Raw genomic sequence first — 20,308 nt, 5'->3', positions numbered from 1 at the left:
GTGAACCGCTTTTCGTACCGATGGACCGGGCATCACACCAACGTCCTCAATAGGAGTAGGTCAGGCGCGCGAACACGCCTTTGGCGCGATCCTCGCCAAACACCCTTGCTCGGTATTGCAGGGAAAAGTCCACATAGGAACGTGGCGCGTTGTAGGCGTCTTCCCGGAACCAATAGCGTACGTTGTTTCCTATCCCGATACCCCCCGCGTCGCCGGAAGAAAAACCACCGCCGGCGTCGCTCTTCATCTTGGAATCGTAGTCGATCGCCGCGACGACATGGGGAAAGGTCACCCAGCGCGAGCCGGTCCCGCCGATGGCATAACTGCGGCCCACTTGCCATTCGCTGTTGAAGTAATCCCGCGAGTCTTCGATGTAGTGACCGACCTCGGCATACAGCTGGGAGGTCCACCAGCTCGGCACATCGACCCGCAGATCGGTACCGATGCTCGAACCGTAACCGAGTCGCACCAACCAATCGCCGTCGACATTGGAAGAACCGAGCGGGAAGGTCCGTTCAAGGGCCGCCATGATGTTGACCGAACTGAAAGGCTTGACCCGTACGCCGAGGGCGCCTTGCAAGGCATCCGCGCCCGTGTCCGAATCGCTGTTCTTGCTCCAGAGAGTGTCGGTGATGCGTCCGTAGAGTTCGACAAAGCGGCCATTGCGATAGCCCAGCGGACGCCACGACAGCTCGGTGCTGTTTTGCAGCAAGTCATTGCTTTGACTGCCGCTGCTGCTGGAACCCGGGGCGGCGCTCAGGCCACTGGAACTGTTGCCGCGATAGCTGGTGGTGCTGGTCAGGCCGATAGTGCGCGAAACGTCACCCACGGTGCGGCGGGTATCGAACAGCTGTTGCGCGGAGAGCGGCGACTCTGCGGTTTTTTGCCCATCGATGACGCGCTTGAAGTACGCCACGGCCTCGTCGTCTTCATGGACCCGCATGGCGTTGTAGGCGGCGTCCTGGGCGGGTGCCGGTGCCAGTCGAGAGGTGGCGTCCGCCTTGCGGAACGCCGTATGGGCTGCTTCGTCGTCGCCGGCCCGAACCAAATTGTAAGCAAGCTGCAGGTCACTCAGCGGAGCCTGTTCGTTGGTGTTTCCCGGCGAGATGGCGCAGGTCAGACCGTAGGTGCTTTCCTGACATAGCAGGACCGGTGGTGTGGATTGGGCCTGGGCGGAGCGGATTTCACGAGCCTCCCTTGCCGACAGACCCGCAAGGCTCTGGGCTTGGTTCAGATCGTCCTGGGCCGCCTGCGTCTTGCCCTGGCGGTTACGGGCATAGCTGCGCAAGACCCAAGGGGCGGCTTGGCGGTCGTCCACCGCCAGCGCGGCAGAAGCGGCCTGTTCGGCGGAGACGTAATCCTTCGCCGCCAACAATGCGCTGATGAGCAATTGTTGGTTGGCGGCGATTTCCGGGGCCCAGGCCACCGCTTTGCGCGCCTGGTCCACGGCCAGGGCTGTGTTGCCTTGTTCCAGGGCGCGATAACCCTGGGTCGCCAGCGGGACGGCCAGTTGACGGCGAATGGCTTTGCGGCGCATCAACAACGTGTTGTCGTTGGCAAAGACACCAAGGGCATCGCTGGTGGCGCGGTCGGCTTCTTCCAGGTGTTGTTGGCGTTCCAGGGAATCGATCAGCAACAGGCGATAGTCATGGCGTCGGGGGGCCTGGGCGACGGCCTTGCGAGCCGATTGCGCGGCCAGGCCGAATTGTCCGCGGTCATAGGCTTTGAATCCCTGGGATGCGGCGATGAAACCCGGCGCCGCGCGAGTGGGACGAGAGGCTGCCAGGGGCTGGGGGTGGTCGCGCCGTTTCTTGTCCCGCTCGGCCAACTCGATCAGGGTGTTCAGGCGTGTCACATCGGCACGCAGGCGCAGGGCCTCGCGTGCCTTGGCGATGGCCAGGTCGTAATCCTTGCGTTCGTAGGCGCTGTAGGCGTCGTTGGCGGCGGTATAGGCCGGGCCGGACAATGGCAACGGCAACGTTTCGGCAGGAGCAAACGCAGGTATCAGGCTCAGCCCCGTGGCCAAAAGGGTCAGGAAGGGGCGGTTCATGCCGGGAGCTCCGTCGGGTAGAGATTGTGCTGGCGGGCCACGGCCTGTTCGATCGTCGTGCGTGGCAGCACGCCGCTGTCGACCAGGTAATCGCCGATACGGCCGTGGTGTTGGGGCCGGTACTGGAGCATCACGCGACTGAATTCGTCGCGATCGAGCAGCCCCATTTCGATCAGCAGGTCGCCCAGCAGCGGCGCCCGGGCATCGGGTACGGCATGACCGTTGTCCGCAGGCAACTTGCGCAACAGCGCAAGAATTTCACTTTCGCGCGCGATCAATTGCACAGGTTCGCTGCCCAGTTCGGCGCTGACCTGTTGCAGGCCTTCGTCGGGCAAGGGATTGGCGACGGCGATCTGTTCGCGGCCTTCGCCGTTGCGTCCCAGGGACACGGCTCGCCAGCGCAAGGCAAACTCGGCGCTCAAGATGGATGCCGAGGCAGCGGCTTTTTCGGCGACGTCAAAGACCCGGGGCAGGTCATTCTGGAACGCGATGGCTTCAGCCAGAGTTTCATCGTCCAGCCAGCCGTTATTGAGCAGAATTCGTCCCAGCGGTACGTTGCGCGACTGTTGTTCGTCGAGGGCGCTTTGCAGGTCCGTGTCGGTGATGGCTTGCCAGGACAGCAACACGCTGCCCAGGCGGCGCGGCGCAATGGCCACCAGGTCGGTGGAAGGGAAGTCGTGCATGGTCTTGTCCCAGACCAGCTTGCGATTCATCACCTTGCCCACCAGGAACATGCGCCAGGCCCGGGAGGCGGCCATGAAGTTGACGAAGTTGCCGACCAGCATGCGGGGCATGGACAGCAAGCCATGCTGCCAGCCGTACAACACGGTGGTGAAGTAATAGCGGTGCGCGATGCGCCAGGCCAAGGCGCCGCCGTTGGCCAACAGCAGGTATTTGACCAGACTGTTGCTTTCAAACGGCGTAGGGAAGGTGATATCCCACAAGCCGCTGTTGCGCAGGATGATCAAGCCCAGCAGCTGTACCAGGATGACGTAGGCAATGATGCTCACGAATGCCGTCACCACCCCCTTGCGGTCGCGAAACAGCAGGTATCGGTTGGCCAGCGAGCCGTTCCAGCCCATCTGCTCCCAGCCTTGCAAGCCGATGCCCAGGGTCCAGCGGGCCTTCTGCCGGAAGGCAGTGCGGAACGTGTCGGGGAAAAACTCGCGCACGCACAGCGGCATCGTCAGGGTCGATTCGTAGGGTTTGCGGAACCAGGATTTGCGCAGCACCCGGAACTGCACCGGGAAACGTACGAAGATCGCGTTCATGCCCACCTTGGCCAAGCGTGCGCCAACGTCGTAGTCCTCGGTGAGGCTGTCGGTGTTGAACGGCTGGTTTTCGGTTTCACCGGCCAGCACCCGCAAGGCACGGTGGGAAAAACAGGTGCCGACGCCGGCCGAGGGCACGGTGTCGGTCATGCTTTCACGCACTACCAGGTCCTTGCCATGCCATTCGGCGAATTCGTCCATGTAGACACCCGCGACCCATTCGTACCAGTTGCGCTCCAGCGAAACCACCGGCAACTGGATCATGTCCTTGCGCGGCAGCAGGTAGTTGAACAGTCGCAGTTCCAATGGATGCAGCACGTCTTCGCTGTCGTGCAAGACGACGCCGGCGAAGGTCATGCCATGGGTTTTTTCATGCAGGAAAATCGCCTGGATCACCCAGTTCAAACAGTCGGCCTTGCAGGTCGGCCCGGCATGGGGCACTTCCACCCGATGCAGTTGTTTGTAGCGCCTGCGCATCCGCTCGACTTCGTCGATGGTGCGTTGGTCGTTGATGTACGTGCCGACGAAGACCACGTAGTTCTGGTAGTCGAGCGTGGACACCATGTTCTCGATCATCGGCGCGATGACGTCGTATTCCAGCCAGGCCGGGACCATGATCGCCAGGGGCTGTTCGTCCCGGGCCAACAGTTGTTCGGCGGTCAACGGCCGGTATTTGCGGTCCACGGTGAACTTGCGGTACAGGCGACGAGACCAGTACCACAGGTCAATGATCAGATCGTCCAGGCTGGAGATCAGGATCAGTACCGCGACCACGATGGTCGCGATCTCCAGGTAGTTGTAGTAATGGGCCAGCCAATAGGGCCAATAAAGCGACGTCATCGAAGGGTACCGTTACTGGCGATTGCGACGGGCGCTACGGCCGGCCAGCAACAAGAGGAGGAACAGGATAATGCCGCCCGGGATCAGCCAGAGCAGCGAAGGTTTACGCCAGGCATCCAGCCCCTTGGGTTCCTCGCGGCCGATCAACAGGCTACCGCTCGGGTCCTGGGTATCGAAGGTCGCCACGGCGCCATTGTTGTCCAGGATCGCCACGTCGCCACGGGTCAGCACAATCGGTTTGGCCAGGCTTGGCGGCTGGTTGCCCAGCGCCCGGTAGACCAGGCCGTGCTGGCCCGCGGTCTGCACCACTTGCAGCGAGGCCAATTGGTTGAGGGGCTGGACGTCCAGCAGCACTTGGTCCTTGTGGTTGATGCGCAGGCGACCTTGCTCGTCGACCTGGACCGATTCCTGGCTGTCCTTGAGCGGCAACTCGAAAGCCAGGAAGGGCTTGTCCGGGCTGACGACGGCTTTGGGGTCAGCGCTGACCTTGAGCTGCGCGCGCAGTGGCGAGACACCGCTGCTATCGGCCACCGAAATGACCCGCGCCAGGCTGCTGGCCGGATGGTCAAGGTAGGCCTGGGGCACCAGGATCTGAGTGTCCACGGCGAAGCGCGCGGCCATGCCGGAGAAGCCGTCGTCCAGCGAGGTTTTTTCCAGGACGATATGGCTGGTCGGCAGGACCGACACCGGGAAGGCTTGCGGCGTTTCCAGGCAGCGATCGCTGACCGGCTGGCGTTGGAACGATACGCGCAAGGTGTTTTTCGAGCCCAGGGCGTAGCGCGGGATATGCGCCTGGATGCGCTGCGACGCACCGTCGGTGGTCAGTTGCTGCGCACCGATCAGGAAGTCATTGAAAAACAGCGACGCCACCGGCGCTGTAGCGGAAGCTCCCGGGGCCGCGGAGACGTCCACCACGGCGGTGACGGGCAGGCGACCGTCATAAGCCACGCTGCCCAAGGGGAACGAGGTGCTCCAATCGAATCGCGAGGCCACGTCGAAGTTGCCGGGGGCGCCGCCCAGTCGCGACAGGGCCACACGGCCATCGTCGCTCAACGGCGTTTGCGCTTCGCTGACGGTCAGTTGGCGACTTCGTGCCAGTTTGCTCCAGGCCGAACCGAGCAGCGACAAGGCCTTGTCGGTGGATTGCGGGGCGATCATCAGTACCGGGCGGGTACCCAGCAGGGCCAGGCTTACATTGTCGGTGCCGGCGCTCGCCAGTGCTGCGTTGACGTGCTGTTCGCGCCATTGAGTCAGGGCACTGGCTGCCGTCGTGTCGAGGCCTTGGACCTGGCTTTGCAAGGCGTCCAGGGATTGGTTGATGGCCTTGAGCAGTTGCGGGTCGTTGATCGCCAGGTCGGCCTGTACGTTCGGGGTCTGGCCCAACACCAGCAGTGCGCCGATCTCGGCCGGGTTGGCCAAGGTGTGCGGGCCTTTGCCGTTGAGGCTGGCGAAGGCTGGAATGACCAATAGCTCGGCAGGGATGCGCAGGCTGCCCAGGTCGACGCTGTCCTGCACCGCAGGGAAAGGCAGGATGCGGCTGTGTTTGCCGATGCGCTCCAGCGCCACGCCCAGGCGCCAGGCCGAATCGTAGCTGGCGGCGGACAACGAGCCGGGGGCGACGAGGATGCCGGGTTCGCCGGGCAGGGCCGCCCAAGCCGCACCGACATCGCGCAACTGGCTGGCGTCATAGCTGTAGTTCAGGCGCGTCTCGGGTTGGATGCGCAGCACATTGCCGATGACCCGGTCGTCTTCGCACAATGGCCGAGACACCACCGAGGACCAGGCAATGCCCAGGCGCACCAGGCCGTTGTCACGCGCGGCCTTGTCGACGCCAAGTGTGGCGCTGGCATCGCCTTGTGCCTCGCTGAGCCCTTCAGCGCGCACCGGGTAGCCGTCGAGGGACAGCAGCAGGGTGTTGCGACCACCTTCGCCATTGAGGTAGCTGGCGTCCAGTTGCAGCGTCGCGTCATCGAGGATAACTCCCGCAGGTACCGGCAGATAGAGCTCGCGACGTGCGTCGCTGGCGCCCAAGAGGATCGGAGCCGTAATGCCCAGGTCGCTCAAGCGCACCTCACGCGTCTGCCGAGTATCGGCGTTGAGTCGATGAATGGCCTGGGTCAGCGGGCTGTCCGCGGCCAGGGCAAAAGTCGGCATGAGCGCGAGCAGGCTCAAGCCACAGGCAAGGGCGCTGAGCGCACCCGTAGGGATGGCAACGGAAGGCTTCATTCAGGCAAGTCTCGATCTGATAAGGGAAATAGCAGTGGTCAGTTGAAATCGGCGAGCAATTCGCGTGGCTCGGACAGTGACGTATCGACTGACCGCTGTGCAGGCAGTGGGGTGACGACGAAGTCGTCGACCGGGCGTCCCATCAGGGTATCGACAATGCGTTGGCTGGCCTTGCCATCGCCATAAGGGTTGGCCGCCTGTGAGGCGCGGCGCCACAACGTGTCATCGTCGAACAGTGCGTCCACGCCGGCGATGATCGAGGCCGGCGAGGTGCCGACCAGGCGTACCGTGCCCGCCGCCACCGCTTCAGGGCGTTCGGTAACGTCGCGCATCACCAGCACCGGTTTGCCCAGGGACGGGGCTTCTTCCTGCACGCCACCGGAGTCGGTGAGGATGACATGGGCGTGTTGCATCAGGCGCACGAACGCCAGGTAGTCCAGCGGCTTGATCAAATGCACATTGAGCAATTCGCCCAGTTGTTCGGTCACTGGACCCAGTACGTTGGGATTGAGATGCACTGGGTAGACGATCTGGATATCCGGCCGCTGGGCCAGGTGACGCAAGGCCTTGCAGATGTCCAGGAAACCCTCGCCGAAGTTTTCCCGGCGGTGGCCGGTCACCAGCAGCAACTTGCGTCGGGTTTGCAGGAACGGGAACTGTTGGTCCAGTTCGGCACGCAACCGGGCATCCTCATCGATGCGCCGGGCAGTCAGTTGCAGCGCGTCGATCACTGTGTTGCCGGTCACCAGGCAACGGCCTTGCAGGCGTTCGCCCAGCAGGTTGTCGCGTGATTGTCCGGTGGGGGCAAACAGCAGGTCGGCGCTGAGGTCGATGCACCGGCGGTTCATTTCTTCCGGCCAAGGGCTATAGATGTCTCCGGTGCGCAGCCCGGCTTCCACGTGGCCTACAGGGATGCGTCGGTGGAAGGCGGCCATTGAAGCCACCATGGCCGAAGTGGTGTCGCCGTGGACCAGCACCCGATCGGGGCGGGTCTGCTCCAGTACCGGGTCGATGGCCGCGTACAACGCGGCGGTCAGGGAGTTGAGTGTCTGGTGGGGCGTCATCACGTCTAGAGTGAAATCGGCCTTGAGATCGAACAGATCCAGCACTTGCTTGAGCATGCTCTGATGCTGGCCGGTGACGCAGATCAGCGACTCAATGCCCGGTTCGGCGGCGAGGGCCTTGACCAGGGGCGCCATCTTGATGGCTTCCGGACGGGTACCGAAGATCGAGAGGACCTTGATTCGGGGATGATTAGTTGCGATGACGCCCTTCCTCGCGCAGTTTGCTGCGCCGCACAACAGCTCGCCCGGACGCGATGAGGCGTTCGAGCAAGCAAGCGATTTAAGTTGAGTAACAGCCCGTTGTCAGACAGCGGTTTAACGTACACAGGAAGTGACGTAGTGGCATCTTGCAGGTCGGGGCGGCAGATTAATAGCATTAAAGATCGCGGGCGCAAAGGTTTATATGCGGGGGGTTATTAATAATTTTTTAGAGGGCTTTTTATTGGTCGGGCAGGGGAGCCTTGCGTGGTTGTTCTAAGTTAAATTACCTATTGATATTGAAGGGTTTTTAAATTGTTAAGCGCCGGTTTAATGTCCTGTTGCGGTTGAGGAGGGCGGCGCCGTGGTTTTTTTGGCGCCTAATTCCACGCTTAGTCGCGGCGCGACGTGTCATTGGAATGACGCCTGTAAGTCGTCGTGATGGAGTTATTAAATTGGTTAGTTACTGGGAGGTGAAGTTGGCTGTTGGGTGAAAGTTCAATTTATTTTGAGCTTTTATACTAATGGTCCAAAGGCACGTTGCTGTCATCACGCTCCCAGGTAGAGTTATTAATTACGATAAGAAAGTTGCATGGGGCGGCCCATCCAAATCCAAGTGCCGTTCAGGTGTTCTCCATTGCGACCGATAATCGCACGCTTTGTGATCTACACCTATCTGGGTTATTGACCAAACTAACCGGGTGGTACATTTTAGCGGCAACCTGTCTTGCCTGACGTGGCCAAGACCATAATAAAAAAACAGGAATACCCCATGCCTATCCGTCCGCGAGCGCCGCACGTCTTCCCCTCGATCCGTTGTTTCAGTCCAGGAACACCTTCCAACCTCTCAGGTTCGATCCGTTAGCGGCCCACGCTGTTGCGGTCTTATCGCGCCATTGAGATGTCGGCGCTCGGCAAGTCTCGGAGGTCTTCAGGATGACAAAAGTCGTGGATCTGTATTTCAAGCTGCTCAAGCTGCTGATCGTGTTGTGCATGATCGCAATGATCGTGCTGGTGTTCGGCAATGTGGTGCTGCGCTACGCCTTCAACTCGGGCATCAGTGTGTCGGAGGAGCTGTCGCGCTGGTTCTTCGTCTGGATGATTTTTCTCGGTGCCCTGGTGGCGCTCAAGGACCGTGCTCACCTGGGCATGGACAGCCTGGTCAAGCGCTTGCCGCCAACAGGCAAGCGCATCTGCCTGGTCATCGGCCATCTGCTGATGTTGTACATCTGCTGGCTGATCTTCAGTGGTAGCTGGCAACAGGCAGCGATCAACCTGCATGTCGTCGCCCCGGCGTCGGGGTTGTCCATGGCACTGTTCTACGGTGCTGGCCTGGTGTTTGGCGCCAGTGCCGCACCGATCCTGCTCTATGAACTCTACCTGGCGCTGTTCGGCAAACTCGGGGATGACGAGCTGGTGATGGTCAAGGACAACGATGCCGAGGTGATCACACATAACCCCATTACCCCTGACCCTACAAAGAGTGCCCGCCCATGACGCTGGTTATTTTCCTCGGGTCTCTGATGGGTAGCATGGCGCTGGGAATGCCCATCGCGTTTGCCTTGCTGGTGGTCAGCGTGGCGTTGATGGTTTACCTGGATCTGTTCGACGCGCAAATCATTGCCCAGAACCTGCTCAATGGCGCGGATAGCTTCCCGCTGATGGCCGTGCCGTTCTTCATGTTGGCCGGTGAAATCATGAACGTCGGAGGCCTGTCCAAACGCATCGTCAACATTGCCATGGCGCTGGTGGGGCATAAGCGCGGTGGCCTTGGTTACGTGGCGATCATCGCTTCCTGCCTGCTGGCGTCACTCTCCGGTTCGGCTGTGGCCGATGCGGCGGCACTGGCGGCGTTGCTGGTGCCGATGATGGTGCTGGCCGGACACAACCGAGGGCGCTCGGCCGGCCTGATCGCCGCCGGTAGCATCATCGCGCCGGTCATTCCGCCGAGTATTGGCTTTATCGTCTTTGGCGTGGCGTCGGGGGTGTCGATTTCCAAGCTGTTCCTGGCCGGTATTGTGCCGGGCCTGCTGCTCGGGGCTTCGCTGGCTGTTGCCTGGTGGTTCATTTCCCGCCGCGAGAATGTCGAGACGCCGCCCAAGCGTTCCCGTGCCGAAGTGCTGCGCACGTTGCTCGACGGCAGTTGGGCAATGGGCCTGCCCTTGATCATCATCCTGGGCCTCAAGTTCGGCATCTTCACCCCCACGGAAGCAGCCGTGGTCGCGGCGGTCTATTCGCTGTTCGTGTCCCTGGTGATCTACCGGGAAATGAAAGTCAGCCAGTTGTACGAAGTGATCCTGTCCTCGGCCAAGACCACCTCGGTGGTGATGCTGCTGGTGGCCGCGGCGATGGTTTCATCGTGGCTGGTGACCATCGCCGATCTGCCGGGGCAGTTGGCGGAACTGCTGGCGCCCTTCATGGACAACCAGACCCTTCTGCTGCTGGTGATGATGGTGCTGATCATCCTGGTGGGGACGGTGATGGACATGACCCCGACCATTCTCATTCTTACCCCGGTGCTGATGCCTGCTGTCATCCAGGCGGGGATCGACCCGGTGTACTTCGGTGTGCTGTTCCTGATCAACACCGCCATCGGCCTGATCACGCCGCCCGTGGGCACGGTGCTCAACGTGGTGTGCGGGGTGGCCAAGCTGGACTTCGAGGAAATCGTCCGCGGGGTGTGGCCGTTCATGTTTGCGCAGTTTGTGGTGCTGTTCCTGTTGGTCCTGTTTCCGCAGCTGGTCCTGGGGCCGTTGAAGTTCTTCACCGGATGACAGCGGTGCCGTCTGGCTCGACCTTAAAAACAATAATGATCGGAGAGTGACATGGGAAAACTGATGAAAACCCTGCTGGCCGGGGCGTGCGCGACGGGCTTGCTGTTGACCGGTGTGGCCAGCCACGCGGACGAGATCCGCGAGCGGACCTTGCGATTCGCTTTCCAGAACGTCAAGGAACACCCCCAGGGCCAGGGCGCGCAGAAGTTCGCCGACCTGCTCGGCGAAAAGAGCGGCGGCAAGATCAAGGTCCGCCTGTTCCCCGGCGGTACGTTGGGCGGCGACGTGCAAACCGTGTCGGCGTTGCAGGGCGGCACGCTGGACATCACCGTGCTCAACTCCGGCATCCTGGCCGCCCAGGCACCGGATTACGCCATGCTCGATTTCCCGTTCCTGTTCAATAACGTCGAGGAGGCCCATGCGGTCATCGATGGGCCGGTCGGGCAGAAACTGGCGGCGCAACTGGACAGCAAGGGGCTGGTAGGGCTGGGTTACTGGGACCTGGGTTTTCGTAACCTGACCAACAGCAAGCACCCGGTGACCCGGCTCGAGGACATGCAGGGCCTGAAGATCCGAGTCATCCAGTCGCCGATCTATCTGGAAACCTTCTCTGCTCTGGGTGCCAACCCCGTGCCGATGGCGTTCCCCGAGGTCTACACCGGCCTTGAGCAGCACACCATCGACGGCCAGGAAAACCCTTTCACGGTGATCGAGGGCAACAAGTTCTACGAGGTGCAGAAGTACCTTTCCGTGACGGGCCACATCTTTAACCCGCAGTCGTTGATCATCAGCCAGAAAACCTGGAGCCGTCTCAACGATGATGAAAAGGCAATGATTCGCGCGGCCGCGGCCGAGGCGCAAACATTCCAGCGTGAAGTCACGGCGGCGAGCATGGACAAGGCCAAGGCCACGTTGGCCGCTGCGATGACCGTCAATGAGATAAGCCCAGCCGAGAAAGATCGCTTGCGCGAGCGGGTGAAACCGGTGGTCGACAAGTTCGCCAAATCCCTGGATGGCGACCTGGTGAAGACGATGTACGAGGAGATCGCCAAGGTGCGGGCGGCGCAGTGAGGTGAATGGGCCTGACGTCAAAATCAGGCTTGATCGATCCAGCCCTGTGGGAGCGAGCCTGCTCGCGATAGCGGAGTGTCAGCCAAGATCAATGTGACTGACCTGACGCCATCGCGAGCAAGCTCGCTCCCACTGGTTTTTTGTTTCGTCAGCGAACGGTCATTGGGCGGCTGGAACGGCCAGCCACTGCCCAATCACTTTCTGGTAACTGCCATTGGCCTTGCTCAGGTGCAGCCACTGATCGACGTACATCTTCCAGGTGGTGTCGTCCCGTGGCAGCAGGTAGGCCTTCTCGCCATATTGCAGGTAGCGGGTCGGGTTGACAGCGCACAGGCCGGGCTTGAGTTTCTGCTGGTAGAGCGCTTCCGAAGCGTCGGTAATCATCACGTCGGCTTTCTTGTCCAGCAGTTGCTGGAAGATGGTCACGTTGTCGTGGAAGCTGAGCTGGCCGTTGGGCAGGAACGCCCGCACGAAGGCTTCGTTGGTGCCGCCAGCCGGCTCGACCAGGCGCACCGAAGGCTGGTTCATCTGCTCGATAGTCTGGTAACGCTCCTGGTCTTCGCAACGCACCAGCGGGATCTTGCCATCCACGTCCAGGGTGGTACTGAAATAGGCTTTCTTCTGGCGCTCCAGCGTCACCGAAATCCCACCCATGCCGATGTCGCATTGACCTGCAACCATATCCGGCATCAGGGTTTTCCAGGTGGTCTGCACCCATTGCACCTTGACGCCCAGGCTGGCGGCCAGCGAGCGGGCCATGTCGATGTCGATGCCTTCGTATTCGCCGGTTGCGGTTTTAAAGGTATAGGGCTTGTAGTCGCCGGTGGTGCACACCTTCAGTTCGCCGCGTTGCAGGACCTGGTCCAGGAGCGAGGGGGCCGGCTCGGCGAGAGCAGCGCAAGAAAGCGCCAACAGGCCACAGAGCGTCATCGAGCTTGTTATGGTTTTCATAGTGATGGGACGTCTCACAGCGCAGGGGAACAAGATCGGGGAGTGTAGTAAAAGTGTCGACGGGCTGTCACTGGAGCATTGCTGACGAACAATCGACACAGAGCAGTCTCAAAGCGGGCATCGCTGCAAGCTTTCCAGGTAGGCGCAGAACATATCGGCCATGGCGTCGCTATAGGTGGCAACTTCCACGGGGGAGCGGGGCGCTGATGAAAATCGCTTGCCCACGGTGCTGAGCGTCGTGATTACCAGGTCTCCTGCCAGGGCACGGGTTTGTGTCGGGACGGTTGGCAGTGCCTGCAGCATGAAAGCGTCCACCGACTGCTGCACCGACATTCGCGCCGCGTGGTGCTCGGGGGCGTCGCGGTAGAGCGGTGCGGCGTCGTTGAGCGCGACGCGTATCTGGGCCTCGTCGCATTCGGACTGGATGAACGCCCGCACGAGGGTACGTAGCCGCTCGAAGGGCGGATTGCGGTTGTCTTCAAGAATCTCGCGCAGCATATCGCTGGTTTGCCGCCATTCATCACTTTGCAGCCGAAACAGGATCGCCGCTTTGTTCGGGAAGTATTGGTACACCGAGCCGACGCTGACGCCCGCTCGCTCGGCAACCCGGGCCACGGTGAAACGGGCCGCGCCCTGGGTCGCCAAAACCTGAACAGCCGCCTCCAGAACGGCGGCGACGAGCTCGGTGGAGCGTGCCTGTTTCGGTTGTTTACGCGAGGAAATCTGCGGGCTTGAGCGTTCGGACATACAGGCATGAGCCTCGGAAGGGAATGCGAATAGGAAATGCGACGGATTATTCGTATCTTGAATGCGACGAATTGATCGCATTCTAGTCGGCTCCACGAACAACGTTCAACGTCACATCGCATCCTTTCTGTGAGCAGGGTTATGACTCAAAAAAACGTTCATCAGGGCGCCTCCTTGGCGCCTCAGGCAACCGCTGACGCCAAGACGGTGCTCAAGCTGTTGCCACTCACACTGACGGTATTCATCGGTTTTCTCACCCTGGGCATGCAATTGCCGGTCTTGCCCCTTCACCTGCATGACACGCTGGGCATGGGTACGCTGGTCATCGGCCTGGTGGTCGGCGCGCAATTCGCCGCGGCGCTGTTGTCCCGCGCCTGGGCCGGTAACTTCGCCGACATGCGCGGCGGCAAGCGCGCTGTCATGGTTGGCCTGGTGACTGCGGCGGTTTCCGGGTTGATTTATCTGGTTTCCCTGGCGTTCGTTGCCGCGCCTGTCACTTCGGTCTGGCTGCTGCTGGGCGGACGTGTCCTGCTGGCGCTGGGTGAAAGCCTGATCGTCACTGGCGCGTTGGGCTGGGGCATCGGCCTGGTCGGTGCGCAGCATGCCGGCAAGGTCATGGCATGGAATGGTATCGCCATGTACGGCGCGTATGCCCTGGGCGCTCCGCTCGGCGTGGCGCTGAATACCGGCTGGGGGTTCACGGGCATTGCCGTCGCGACGATTTTTATCCCGCTGCTGGCGCTGGCGATTGTCACGGGTGTCCGGGCTGTGGCGCCCACGGCGACCCGGCGAGCACCGTTCTACAAAGTGATGGGCGCCGTGTGGGTGCCAGGCCTGGGGTTGGCGTTTTGCAGCGTGGGCTTCGGTGTCGTTACGGCCTTTATCGCGCTGTTGTTCGCGGCCAGGGATTGGGGCAATTCATCCTTGGCGTTCACGGCGTTCGGTGTGGCGTTCATCGCGGCGCGCCTGCTTTTCGGGCACCTTCCGGACAAGATCGGCGGCGCCCGGGTCGCGCTGGTCTGCGTATTGATCGAAACCGTTGGGCTGCTGCTGATCTGGGATGCCGACACCGCGACCATTGCCTATTTGGGCGCGGCATTCACCGGTTTCGGTTATTCCCTGGCGTTTCCCGGCTTCGGCGTGGAAGCGGTACGGCGAGCACCGCCGCAGGCACGCGGTCTTGCCATGGGCGCCTACGTCGCGTTCCTGGATATTTCCCTGGGTATCACCAGCCCGCTGGCCGGGTTGTTGGCGAGTGGCTGGGGGATCGGTGCGGTTTACCTGGGTGGCGCCATCGCCGTTGCACTGTCCTTCGCAGTGGCCTTGATGCTGCTCAGAGGGCGGGAAGCACAAGTTCTATACAAATCCTGAGCTTTCGATGGGTTATAAGATTTTCGATCTCGCTTTTTAGAACAGGAGCATTGCACATGCACGTATTCGTTACCGGTGCCACGGGCTGGGTTGGATCTGCCGTGGTCCAGGAATTGATCGATGCCGGCCATCAGGTCACGGGCCTGGCCCGTTCCGATGACAAGGCAGCAGCACTGGCCGGGACCGGCGCCAAGGTGATCCGTGGGACGCTGGACGACCTCGACGTGCTGCACCAGGCCGCCTCGGCGGCGGATGCGGTGATTCACACGGCGTTCAATCATGATTTCTCGCGGTTTGTCGAGAACGCTGAGCAGGATCGCCATGTGATCGAAACCTTGGGCAGCGCGCTGCAAGGATCCGAGCGACCTTTGCTGGTGACGTCGGGCCTGTTGGGTCTGACGCGGGGGGCGAGCGAGCTGGAGGTTCCCAGCCCGGCCTCGCCACGTAAATCCGAAACGGCGGCCCGGGCGCTGGTCGAGCGCGGGGTGCGGGTCGCGACAGTACGGCTGGCCCCTTCGGTCCATGGCCTCGGCGACCATGGGTTCGTTCCTATCCTGATTCGCCTGGCCCGGGAGACGGGCGTCTCGGCCTACCTCGGGGATGGCAGTCACTGCTGGTCGGGTGTGCATCGGCTGGACGCCGCACGGGTCTATCGGCTGGCGCTGGAACAGGGCGTGACGCAGTCCGTCTACCACGCCGTCGCCGACGAGGCGGTGCCGTTCAAGGACATTGCCCTGGCAATCGGTCGTGGTCTGGGGTTGCCGGTCGAGTCCCGGGAGCGCGAGCACTTCGGTTGGTTCGCCCACATGGCGGGCGCGAACATGGCGGTGTCCAGCCAGTACACCCGTGCCTTGCTGGGCTGGACGCCAAGTAGTAGCCCGGGCCTGTTGGCCGATCTTGAGTTGCCGGGCTATTACCACGCCGATTGAAATGAATAACCTGTGGCGAGGGAGCTTGCTCCCGCTGGGTTGCGCAGCGACCCCAATATTTTACGGTCGCTGCGCAACCGAGCGGGAGCAAGCTCCCCTCGCCACAAGGGTTCTTCTAGCGGGAAATGATCCCGTGATCGATCGCGTATTTCACCAGGGCTGCGGGCTTGTCGATGTTCAGCTTGCGGCGGATGCTCAGGCGATGGGTTTCAACGGTCCGTACGCTGATGTCCAGTTCGCGGGCCATTTCCTTGTTGTTCAGGCCCTGGACCATTTTGTACAACACCTGGCTTTCGCGCGGCGTCAGCTCGTTATCGGTGTTTGGGTCGGTGGCGAGTCGCTGGGCAATCTCGGCACTGTAGAAAGTGCCGCCGCTGATGATGGCTTCGATGGCCGCGATGATCTCCCGCGACGGCGCATTCTTGAGCACATAGCCGCTGGCACCGGAACGCACGGACTCACTCACGTACTCGTAATTGTCGTACATGCTGAGGATCAGGATCTTGAGGCTGGGGTATTGCTTGCCCAGCAGCCGGGTCAGCTCGAGGCCGTTCTTGTCCTTGAGGCCGATGTCCATCAGCAGCAGATCCGGCTGGCAGCGACCGACCATTTCGATCGCCTGCGCGCCGTTCTCGGCTTCGCCCACCACATCCAGCTGCGGCATCACCGAGAGCAGGGCCCTGATGCCGTCGCGAACCAGAGAGTGGTCGTCGACCAGCGCAACGCGAATCACGGGGGGCAGGTTCATCGGCAGGTGCTCTTGTTGGAATGGGGGCGCATCAGCTTTCCGTGACCGAGAGGTTCATGGGCAGCAGGATGTCCAGCTCGCTGCGGCCCGGCACCGAGGTCACTTCCAGGCGTCCGCCGAAATGCTCGACCCGTTCGCGGATGTTACGCAGGCCGATGCCGGCATGGCCGCGTTCCACTTGCGGGACGTTGAACCCCATCCCATCGTCGACCACCGTCAGGCGCAAGGACTGGCTGGAGCCGAACAGGGTGATGCCGACACTTTTCGCCCCGGCATGGCGCTCGATATTGGTCAGGGCTTCTTGGGCAATACGAAACAGCGAGACAGGGGCGCCATTTTCGAGGCGGCAATCGAATTCGTTGCTTCGGTAGGACACTTCCAGCCCGCTGCGTTGTTGAAATTCGGTGGCGAGCTGGCCGATGGCGGCGGGCAGGCCCAGGGTGTCGAGCAGTGACGAGCGCAAGTCGTGGGAGATGCTACGGATCTCGCCGATGGCTTCGCCCAGCCGCTCGGTGGCATTTTTCAGAATGCCCAGGCCGTTTTCCTGGCCGTTCTCCAACACATGGCTGGCCAGTTCGAACTGGAATTTTATCGATACCAGCAGTTGGCTGATGCCGTCATGCAGTTCGCGAGAAACCCGCGAGCGTTCCTCTTCCTGCAAGCTGACGATGCGCTGGTTCAGGCGCTGCAGCTTTTTGTCGGCCAGGCGATGTTCGCTGACGTTGAGGGTCATGCCGCCGGCAAATACCAGCAGGACCGCCACCAACGCGATCGCGGCGATGGCTTGCATGGTGCTGTGGATGCCCTGGGCAACTTCGTCGCGGGCTTGCTGGGTGGCGCGTTCGACGTCCTCCAGGTAAATCCCGGTGCCGAGCATCCAGCCCCATTTATCCAGCATTACGACATAGGCCAGCTTGTCGGTCACCTGGCCGGAGGAGGGTTTGTTCCAGGCATAGCGCTGGAACCCTTCGCCTGACTCGGCGCTTTTGAGCAATGCCTGGATGACCGGCAGGCCGTGGGGATCCTTCATGTCCCAGAGGTATTGCCCCACCAGCTCCGATTGGCGGGCATGCATCAGGCTACGGCCCTGGCGGTCATACACGAAAAAATAGCCGTTGATGCCGAAGCTGAGCTTGCGCAGTTCTTCCAGTACCTGCTGTTGCGCGCGCTCGTCGCCCTGGCCGTTGTCATACAGCGGAGCGATCAGGCTCTGCGCCATTTCGACATAGTTCTTCAGCTCGGCGCGCTTGCTCGCCAGGATGCTGTCTTCGATCAGTTGCGCCTGCTGGTCGCCCAACTGGCGGTTGAGCGAGATCACCAGGGCGCAGATGACGGCGATGGCCAGGACCAGCGGCAGAATCCCGAGGGCGACGATTTTGTGTTTGAGCAGCATCTGTATTCCTGTCCGGACTCGGCGGGGAGGCCAATGGCGGCATCATATGCCAAACCCATGGGTGAGGCATAAAACCTGTGGCGCAAGACATGTGGGAGCAAAGCTTGCTCGCGATGCAGGCGCCGCGGTGTATGAAAGACCGAATTGACTCTATCGCGGGCAAGCCTTGCTCCCACAGGGGAAATTGGGGTTCTACGTAGTACTACGGATTTATTTATTGACCCATTGCAGGGATATTGGGCCGGCTCCGAATAGCCGGGGCACACTATAAAAACAATCGCCGCAATCCACTGGATATCGGCAGGAGACACGCAATGACAACCCGTCTGGTTAAACACCTCGCCTGGTTTGCCGTGGCTGTTCTAGGAGCCTGTGCGTTGAGTGTCGTGGCCTTGCGCCGCGGCGAACCGATCAACGCCCTCTGGATCGTCGTCGCAGCCGTGGCCATCTACCTGGTCGCCTACCGCTACTACAGCCTCTTCATCGCCAACAACGTGATGCAACTCGATGCGCGCCGGGCCACCCCCGCCGTGCTCAACAACGATGGGCTGGACTATGTCCCGACCAACAAACACATTCTCTTCGGCCACCACTTCGCGGCCATTGCCGGCGCGGGGCCGCTGGTCGGGCCGGTGCTGGCGGCGCAGATGGGCTACCTGCCCGGTACGCTCTGGCTGATCGCCGGCGTGGTGCTGGCCGGTGCGGTGCAGGACTTCATGGTCCTGTTCCTGTCCACCCGCCGCAACGGGCGCTCCCTGGGCGACATGGTGCGCGAGGAAATGGGCCGCATCCCCGGCACCATCGCGCTGTTCGGCTGCTTCCTGATCATGATCATCATCCTCGCGGTGCTGGCGCTGATCGTGGTCAAGGCCCTGGCCGAGAGCCCGTGGGGCATCTTCACGGTGATGGCGACCATCCCGATCGCGATGTTCATGGGCCTCTACATGCGCTACATCCGCCCGGGCCGCATCGGCGAGATCTCGCTCATCGGCGTGCTGTTGCTGCTGGGCTCGATCTGGCTGGGCGGGCAGATCGCCGCCGACCCGGTCTGGGCCAAGGCCTTCACCTTCACCGGGATCCAGATCACCTGGATGCTGATCGGCTACGGTTTTGTCGCGGCGGTACTGCCGGTGTGGCTGATCCTGGCGCCGCGGGACTACCTGTCGACCTTCCTGAAGATCGGCACCATCGTCGCCCTGGCCATCGGTATCCTGGTGACCATGCCCGAGCTGAAAATGCCGGCGCTGACCCAGTTCACCGACGGCACCGGGCCGGTGTGGAAGGGCGGGCTGTTCCCGTTCCTGTTCATCACCATCGCCTGCGGCGCGGTCTCGGGCTTCCATGCGCTGATCTCCTCGGGCACCACGCCCAAGCTGCTGGATAACGAAACCAACGCCCGCTACATCGGTTACGGCGGCATGTTGATGGAATCCTTCGTGGCGATCATGGCCATGGTCGCCGCGTCGGTGATCGAGCCAGGCGTGTACTTCGCCATGAACAGCCCGGCGGCGATCGTCGGCGGTGACGTGGTGGCCGTGGCCCAGACTGTCAGCAGTTGGGGCTTCGCCATCACGCCAGAGGCGCTGCAAGCAGTGGCCAAGGACATCGGCGAGACCACCGTGCTGGCCCGTGCCGGCGGTGCGCCGACCCTGGCGGTGGGGATCGCACAGATCCTGCACTCGGTGCTGCCGGGTGAAAACACCATGGCGTTCTGGTACCACTTCGCGATCCTGTTCGAGGCGCTGTTCATCCTCACGGCGGTGGACGCCGGCACCCGTGCCGGGCGGTTCATGCTGCAGGATCTGCTCGGCTCGTTCGTGCCTTCGCTCAAACGTACCGAATCCTGGCCGGCCAACCTGATCGCCACCGCCGGTTGCGTGGCGCTGTGGGGCTACCTGCTGTACCAGGGCGTGATCGATCCGCTGGGCGGCATCAACACCTTGTGGCCGTTGTTCGGCATCTCCAACCAGATGCTGGCCGGTATCGCGCTGATGCTCGCCACCGTGGTGCTGATCAAGATGAAGCGCCAGCGCTACGTCTGGGTCACGCTGCTGCCGGCGTCCTGGCTGTTGATCTGCACCACCACCGCGGGCCTGATCAAGCTGTTCGACGCCAACCCGGCGATCGGCTTCCTGGCCCTGGCACGCAAATACAACGATGCCCTGGCCGCCGGCCAGATCCTGGCCCCGGCCAAGAGCATCGAGCAGATGCAGCACGTGGTGTTCAACGCCTACACCAACGCGACGCTGACGGTGTTGTTCCTGTTCGTGGTCTTCAGCATCCTGTTCTACGCGCTCAAGGTCGGCATCGCCGCCTGGGGCACCAAGGAACGCACGGACAAAGAAGCGCCATTCCAGGCACTGCCGGACGCTTGAGAGGATTGCAACGATGTTCAATGACTTGAGTCGCCTGGGTAAATACCTCGGTCAGGCCGCCCGCCTGATGGTCGGCATGCCCGACTACGACAACTACGTCGAGCACATGCAGACCAAACACCCGGACAAGCCGTTGATGGACTACGAGGCGTTCTTTCGCGAACGCCAGGAGGCCCGTTACGGCGGCAAGGGTGGGCCCAAGTGCTGCTGAAGCATCGCTTGGATTGAGGTAACCCCCCTGTGGGAGCGGGCTTGCTCGCGAAGGCGTAGTGTCAGTTAGCAGATCATGCGGCTGACCCA

General features: G+C 61.8%; 15 protein-coding genes. 7 read left to right on the top strand and 8 right to left on the bottom strand.

All coding sequences use genetic code 11. From position 1 onward, the window contains the following. Positions 1–46: 46 nt before the first annotated feature. The 4 genes from GN234_RS04525 to wecB are packed head-to-tail and all read right to left on the bottom strand — an operon-like array spanning position 47 to position 7,652. On the bottom strand, positions 47–2,050 hold the full coding sequence (locus tag GN234_RS04525) for an NfrA family protein (protein WP_176687951.1): 2,004 nt from the start codon (positions 2,048–2,050) through the stop codon (positions 47–49). After that, positions 2,047–4,161, bottom strand: coding sequence for a glycosyl transferase family protein (locus GN234_RS04520; RefSeq protein ID WP_176687950.1), 2,115 nt, complete (start codon positions 4,159–4,161; stop codon positions 2,047–2,049). Before GN234_RS04520 ends, GN234_RS04525 begins: the two co-directional genes overlap by 4 nt. A gap of 12 nt (positions 4,162–4,173) precedes the next feature. Then, positions 4,174–6,387 (bottom strand): hypothetical protein, encoded by a 2,214-nt coding sequence (locus GN234_RS04515; protein WP_176687949.1) that lies wholly within the window; start codon positions 6,385–6,387, stop codon positions 4,174–4,176. A gap of 38 nt (positions 6,388–6,425) precedes the next feature. Next, entirely contained in the window at positions 6,426–7,652 is a 1,227-nt protein-coding gene (gene wecB, locus GN234_RS04510) for a non-hydrolyzing UDP-N-acetylglucosamine 2-epimerase (protein ID WP_109756616.1), read from the bottom strand. Positions 7,653–8,585: 933 nt separating this feature from the next. On the opposite strand from wecB, the gene GN234_RS04505 reads away from it, so the two are divergent. The 3 genes from GN234_RS04505 to GN234_RS04495 are packed head-to-tail and all read left to right on the top strand — an operon-like array spanning position 8,586 to position 11,494. Continuing rightward, positions 8,586–9,146 (top strand): TRAP transporter small permease, encoded by a 561-nt coding sequence (locus GN234_RS04505; protein ID WP_163853806.1) that lies wholly within the window; start codon positions 8,586–8,588, stop codon positions 9,144–9,146. Next, on the top strand, positions 9,143–10,423 hold the full coding sequence (locus tag GN234_RS04500) for a TRAP transporter large permease subunit (RefSeq protein ID WP_109756589.1): 1,281 nt from the start codon (positions 9,143–9,145) through the stop codon (positions 10,421–10,423). Before GN234_RS04505 ends, GN234_RS04500 begins: the two co-directional genes overlap by 4 nt. A gap of 51 nt (positions 10,424–10,474) precedes the next feature. Continuing rightward, positions 10,475–11,494, top strand: coding sequence for a TRAP transporter substrate-binding protein (locus GN234_RS04495; protein ID WP_109756588.1), 1,020 nt, complete (start codon positions 10,475–10,477; stop codon positions 11,492–11,494). A 159-nt stretch (positions 11,495–11,653) separates the two neighbouring features. Here the strand turns inward: GN234_RS04495 and GN234_RS04490 are convergent, their stop codons facing one another. Next, the gene (locus GN234_RS04490; RefSeq protein ID WP_116832317.1) at positions 11,654–12,445 is read right to left on the bottom strand and encodes a transporter substrate-binding domain-containing protein; all 792 of its coding nucleotides are present in this window, start codon (positions 12,443–12,445) and stop codon (positions 11,654–11,656) included. A 108-nt stretch (positions 12,446–12,553) separates the two neighbouring features. Further along, the gene (locus GN234_RS04485; RefSeq protein ID WP_109756586.1) at positions 12,554–13,192 is read right to left on the bottom strand and encodes a TetR family transcriptional regulator; all 639 of its coding nucleotides are present in this window, start codon (positions 13,190–13,192) and stop codon (positions 12,554–12,556) included. 141 nt (positions 13,193–13,333) lie between these two features. Here GN234_RS04485 and GN234_RS04480 point away from each other — a divergent pair, with 141 nt between their 5' ends. Both GN234_RS04480 and GN234_RS04475 read left to right on the top strand, forming a co-directional pair. Continuing rightward, positions 13,334–14,563, top strand: coding sequence for an arabinose transporter (locus tag GN234_RS04480; protein WP_176687948.1), 1,230 nt, complete (start codon positions 13,334–13,336; stop codon positions 14,561–14,563). Positions 14,564–14,619: 56 nt separating this feature from the next. After that, on the top strand, positions 14,620–15,492 hold the full coding sequence (locus GN234_RS04475) for an SDR family oxidoreductase (RefSeq protein WP_176687947.1): 873 nt from the start codon (positions 14,620–14,622) through the stop codon (positions 15,490–15,492). 115 nt (positions 15,493–15,607) lie between these two features. Here the strand turns inward: GN234_RS04475 and GN234_RS04470 are convergent, their stop codons facing one another. Next, positions 15,608–16,240 (bottom strand): response regulator, encoded by a 633-nt coding sequence (locus tag GN234_RS04470; protein ID WP_109756583.1) that lies wholly within the window; start codon positions 16,238–16,240, stop codon positions 15,608–15,610. Between the two features lie 31 nt (positions 16,241–16,271). Beyond that, entirely contained in the window at positions 16,272–17,633 is a 1,362-nt protein-coding gene (locus tag GN234_RS04465; RefSeq protein WP_116832320.1) for a cache domain-containing protein, read from the bottom strand. Between the two features lie 314 nt (positions 17,634–17,947). Between GN234_RS04465 and GN234_RS04460 the strand changes: the two genes are divergently transcribed. Beyond that, a complete protein-coding gene (locus tag GN234_RS04460; RefSeq protein WP_116832321.1) occupies positions 17,948–20,008 on the top strand; it encodes a carbon starvation CstA family protein in 2,061 nt (686 codons plus the stop codon). Between the two features lie 13 nt (positions 20,009–20,021). Then, on the top strand, positions 20,022–20,219 hold the full coding sequence (locus GN234_RS04455; RefSeq protein ID WP_003201656.1) for a YbdD/YjiX family protein: 198 nt from the start codon (positions 20,022–20,024) through the stop codon (positions 20,217–20,219). Positions 20,220–20,308: the final 89 nt, after the last annotated feature.

Origin of the sequence: Pseudomonas bijieensis (assembly GCF_013347965.1) — a bacterium.
Lineage (GTDB): Bacteria > Pseudomonadota > Gammaproteobacteria > Pseudomonadales > Pseudomonadaceae > Aquipseudomonas > Aquipseudomonas bijieensis.
Note: the sequence above shows the minus strand (reverse complement) of the source record. Positions and strands in the feature narration are given on the sequence as shown.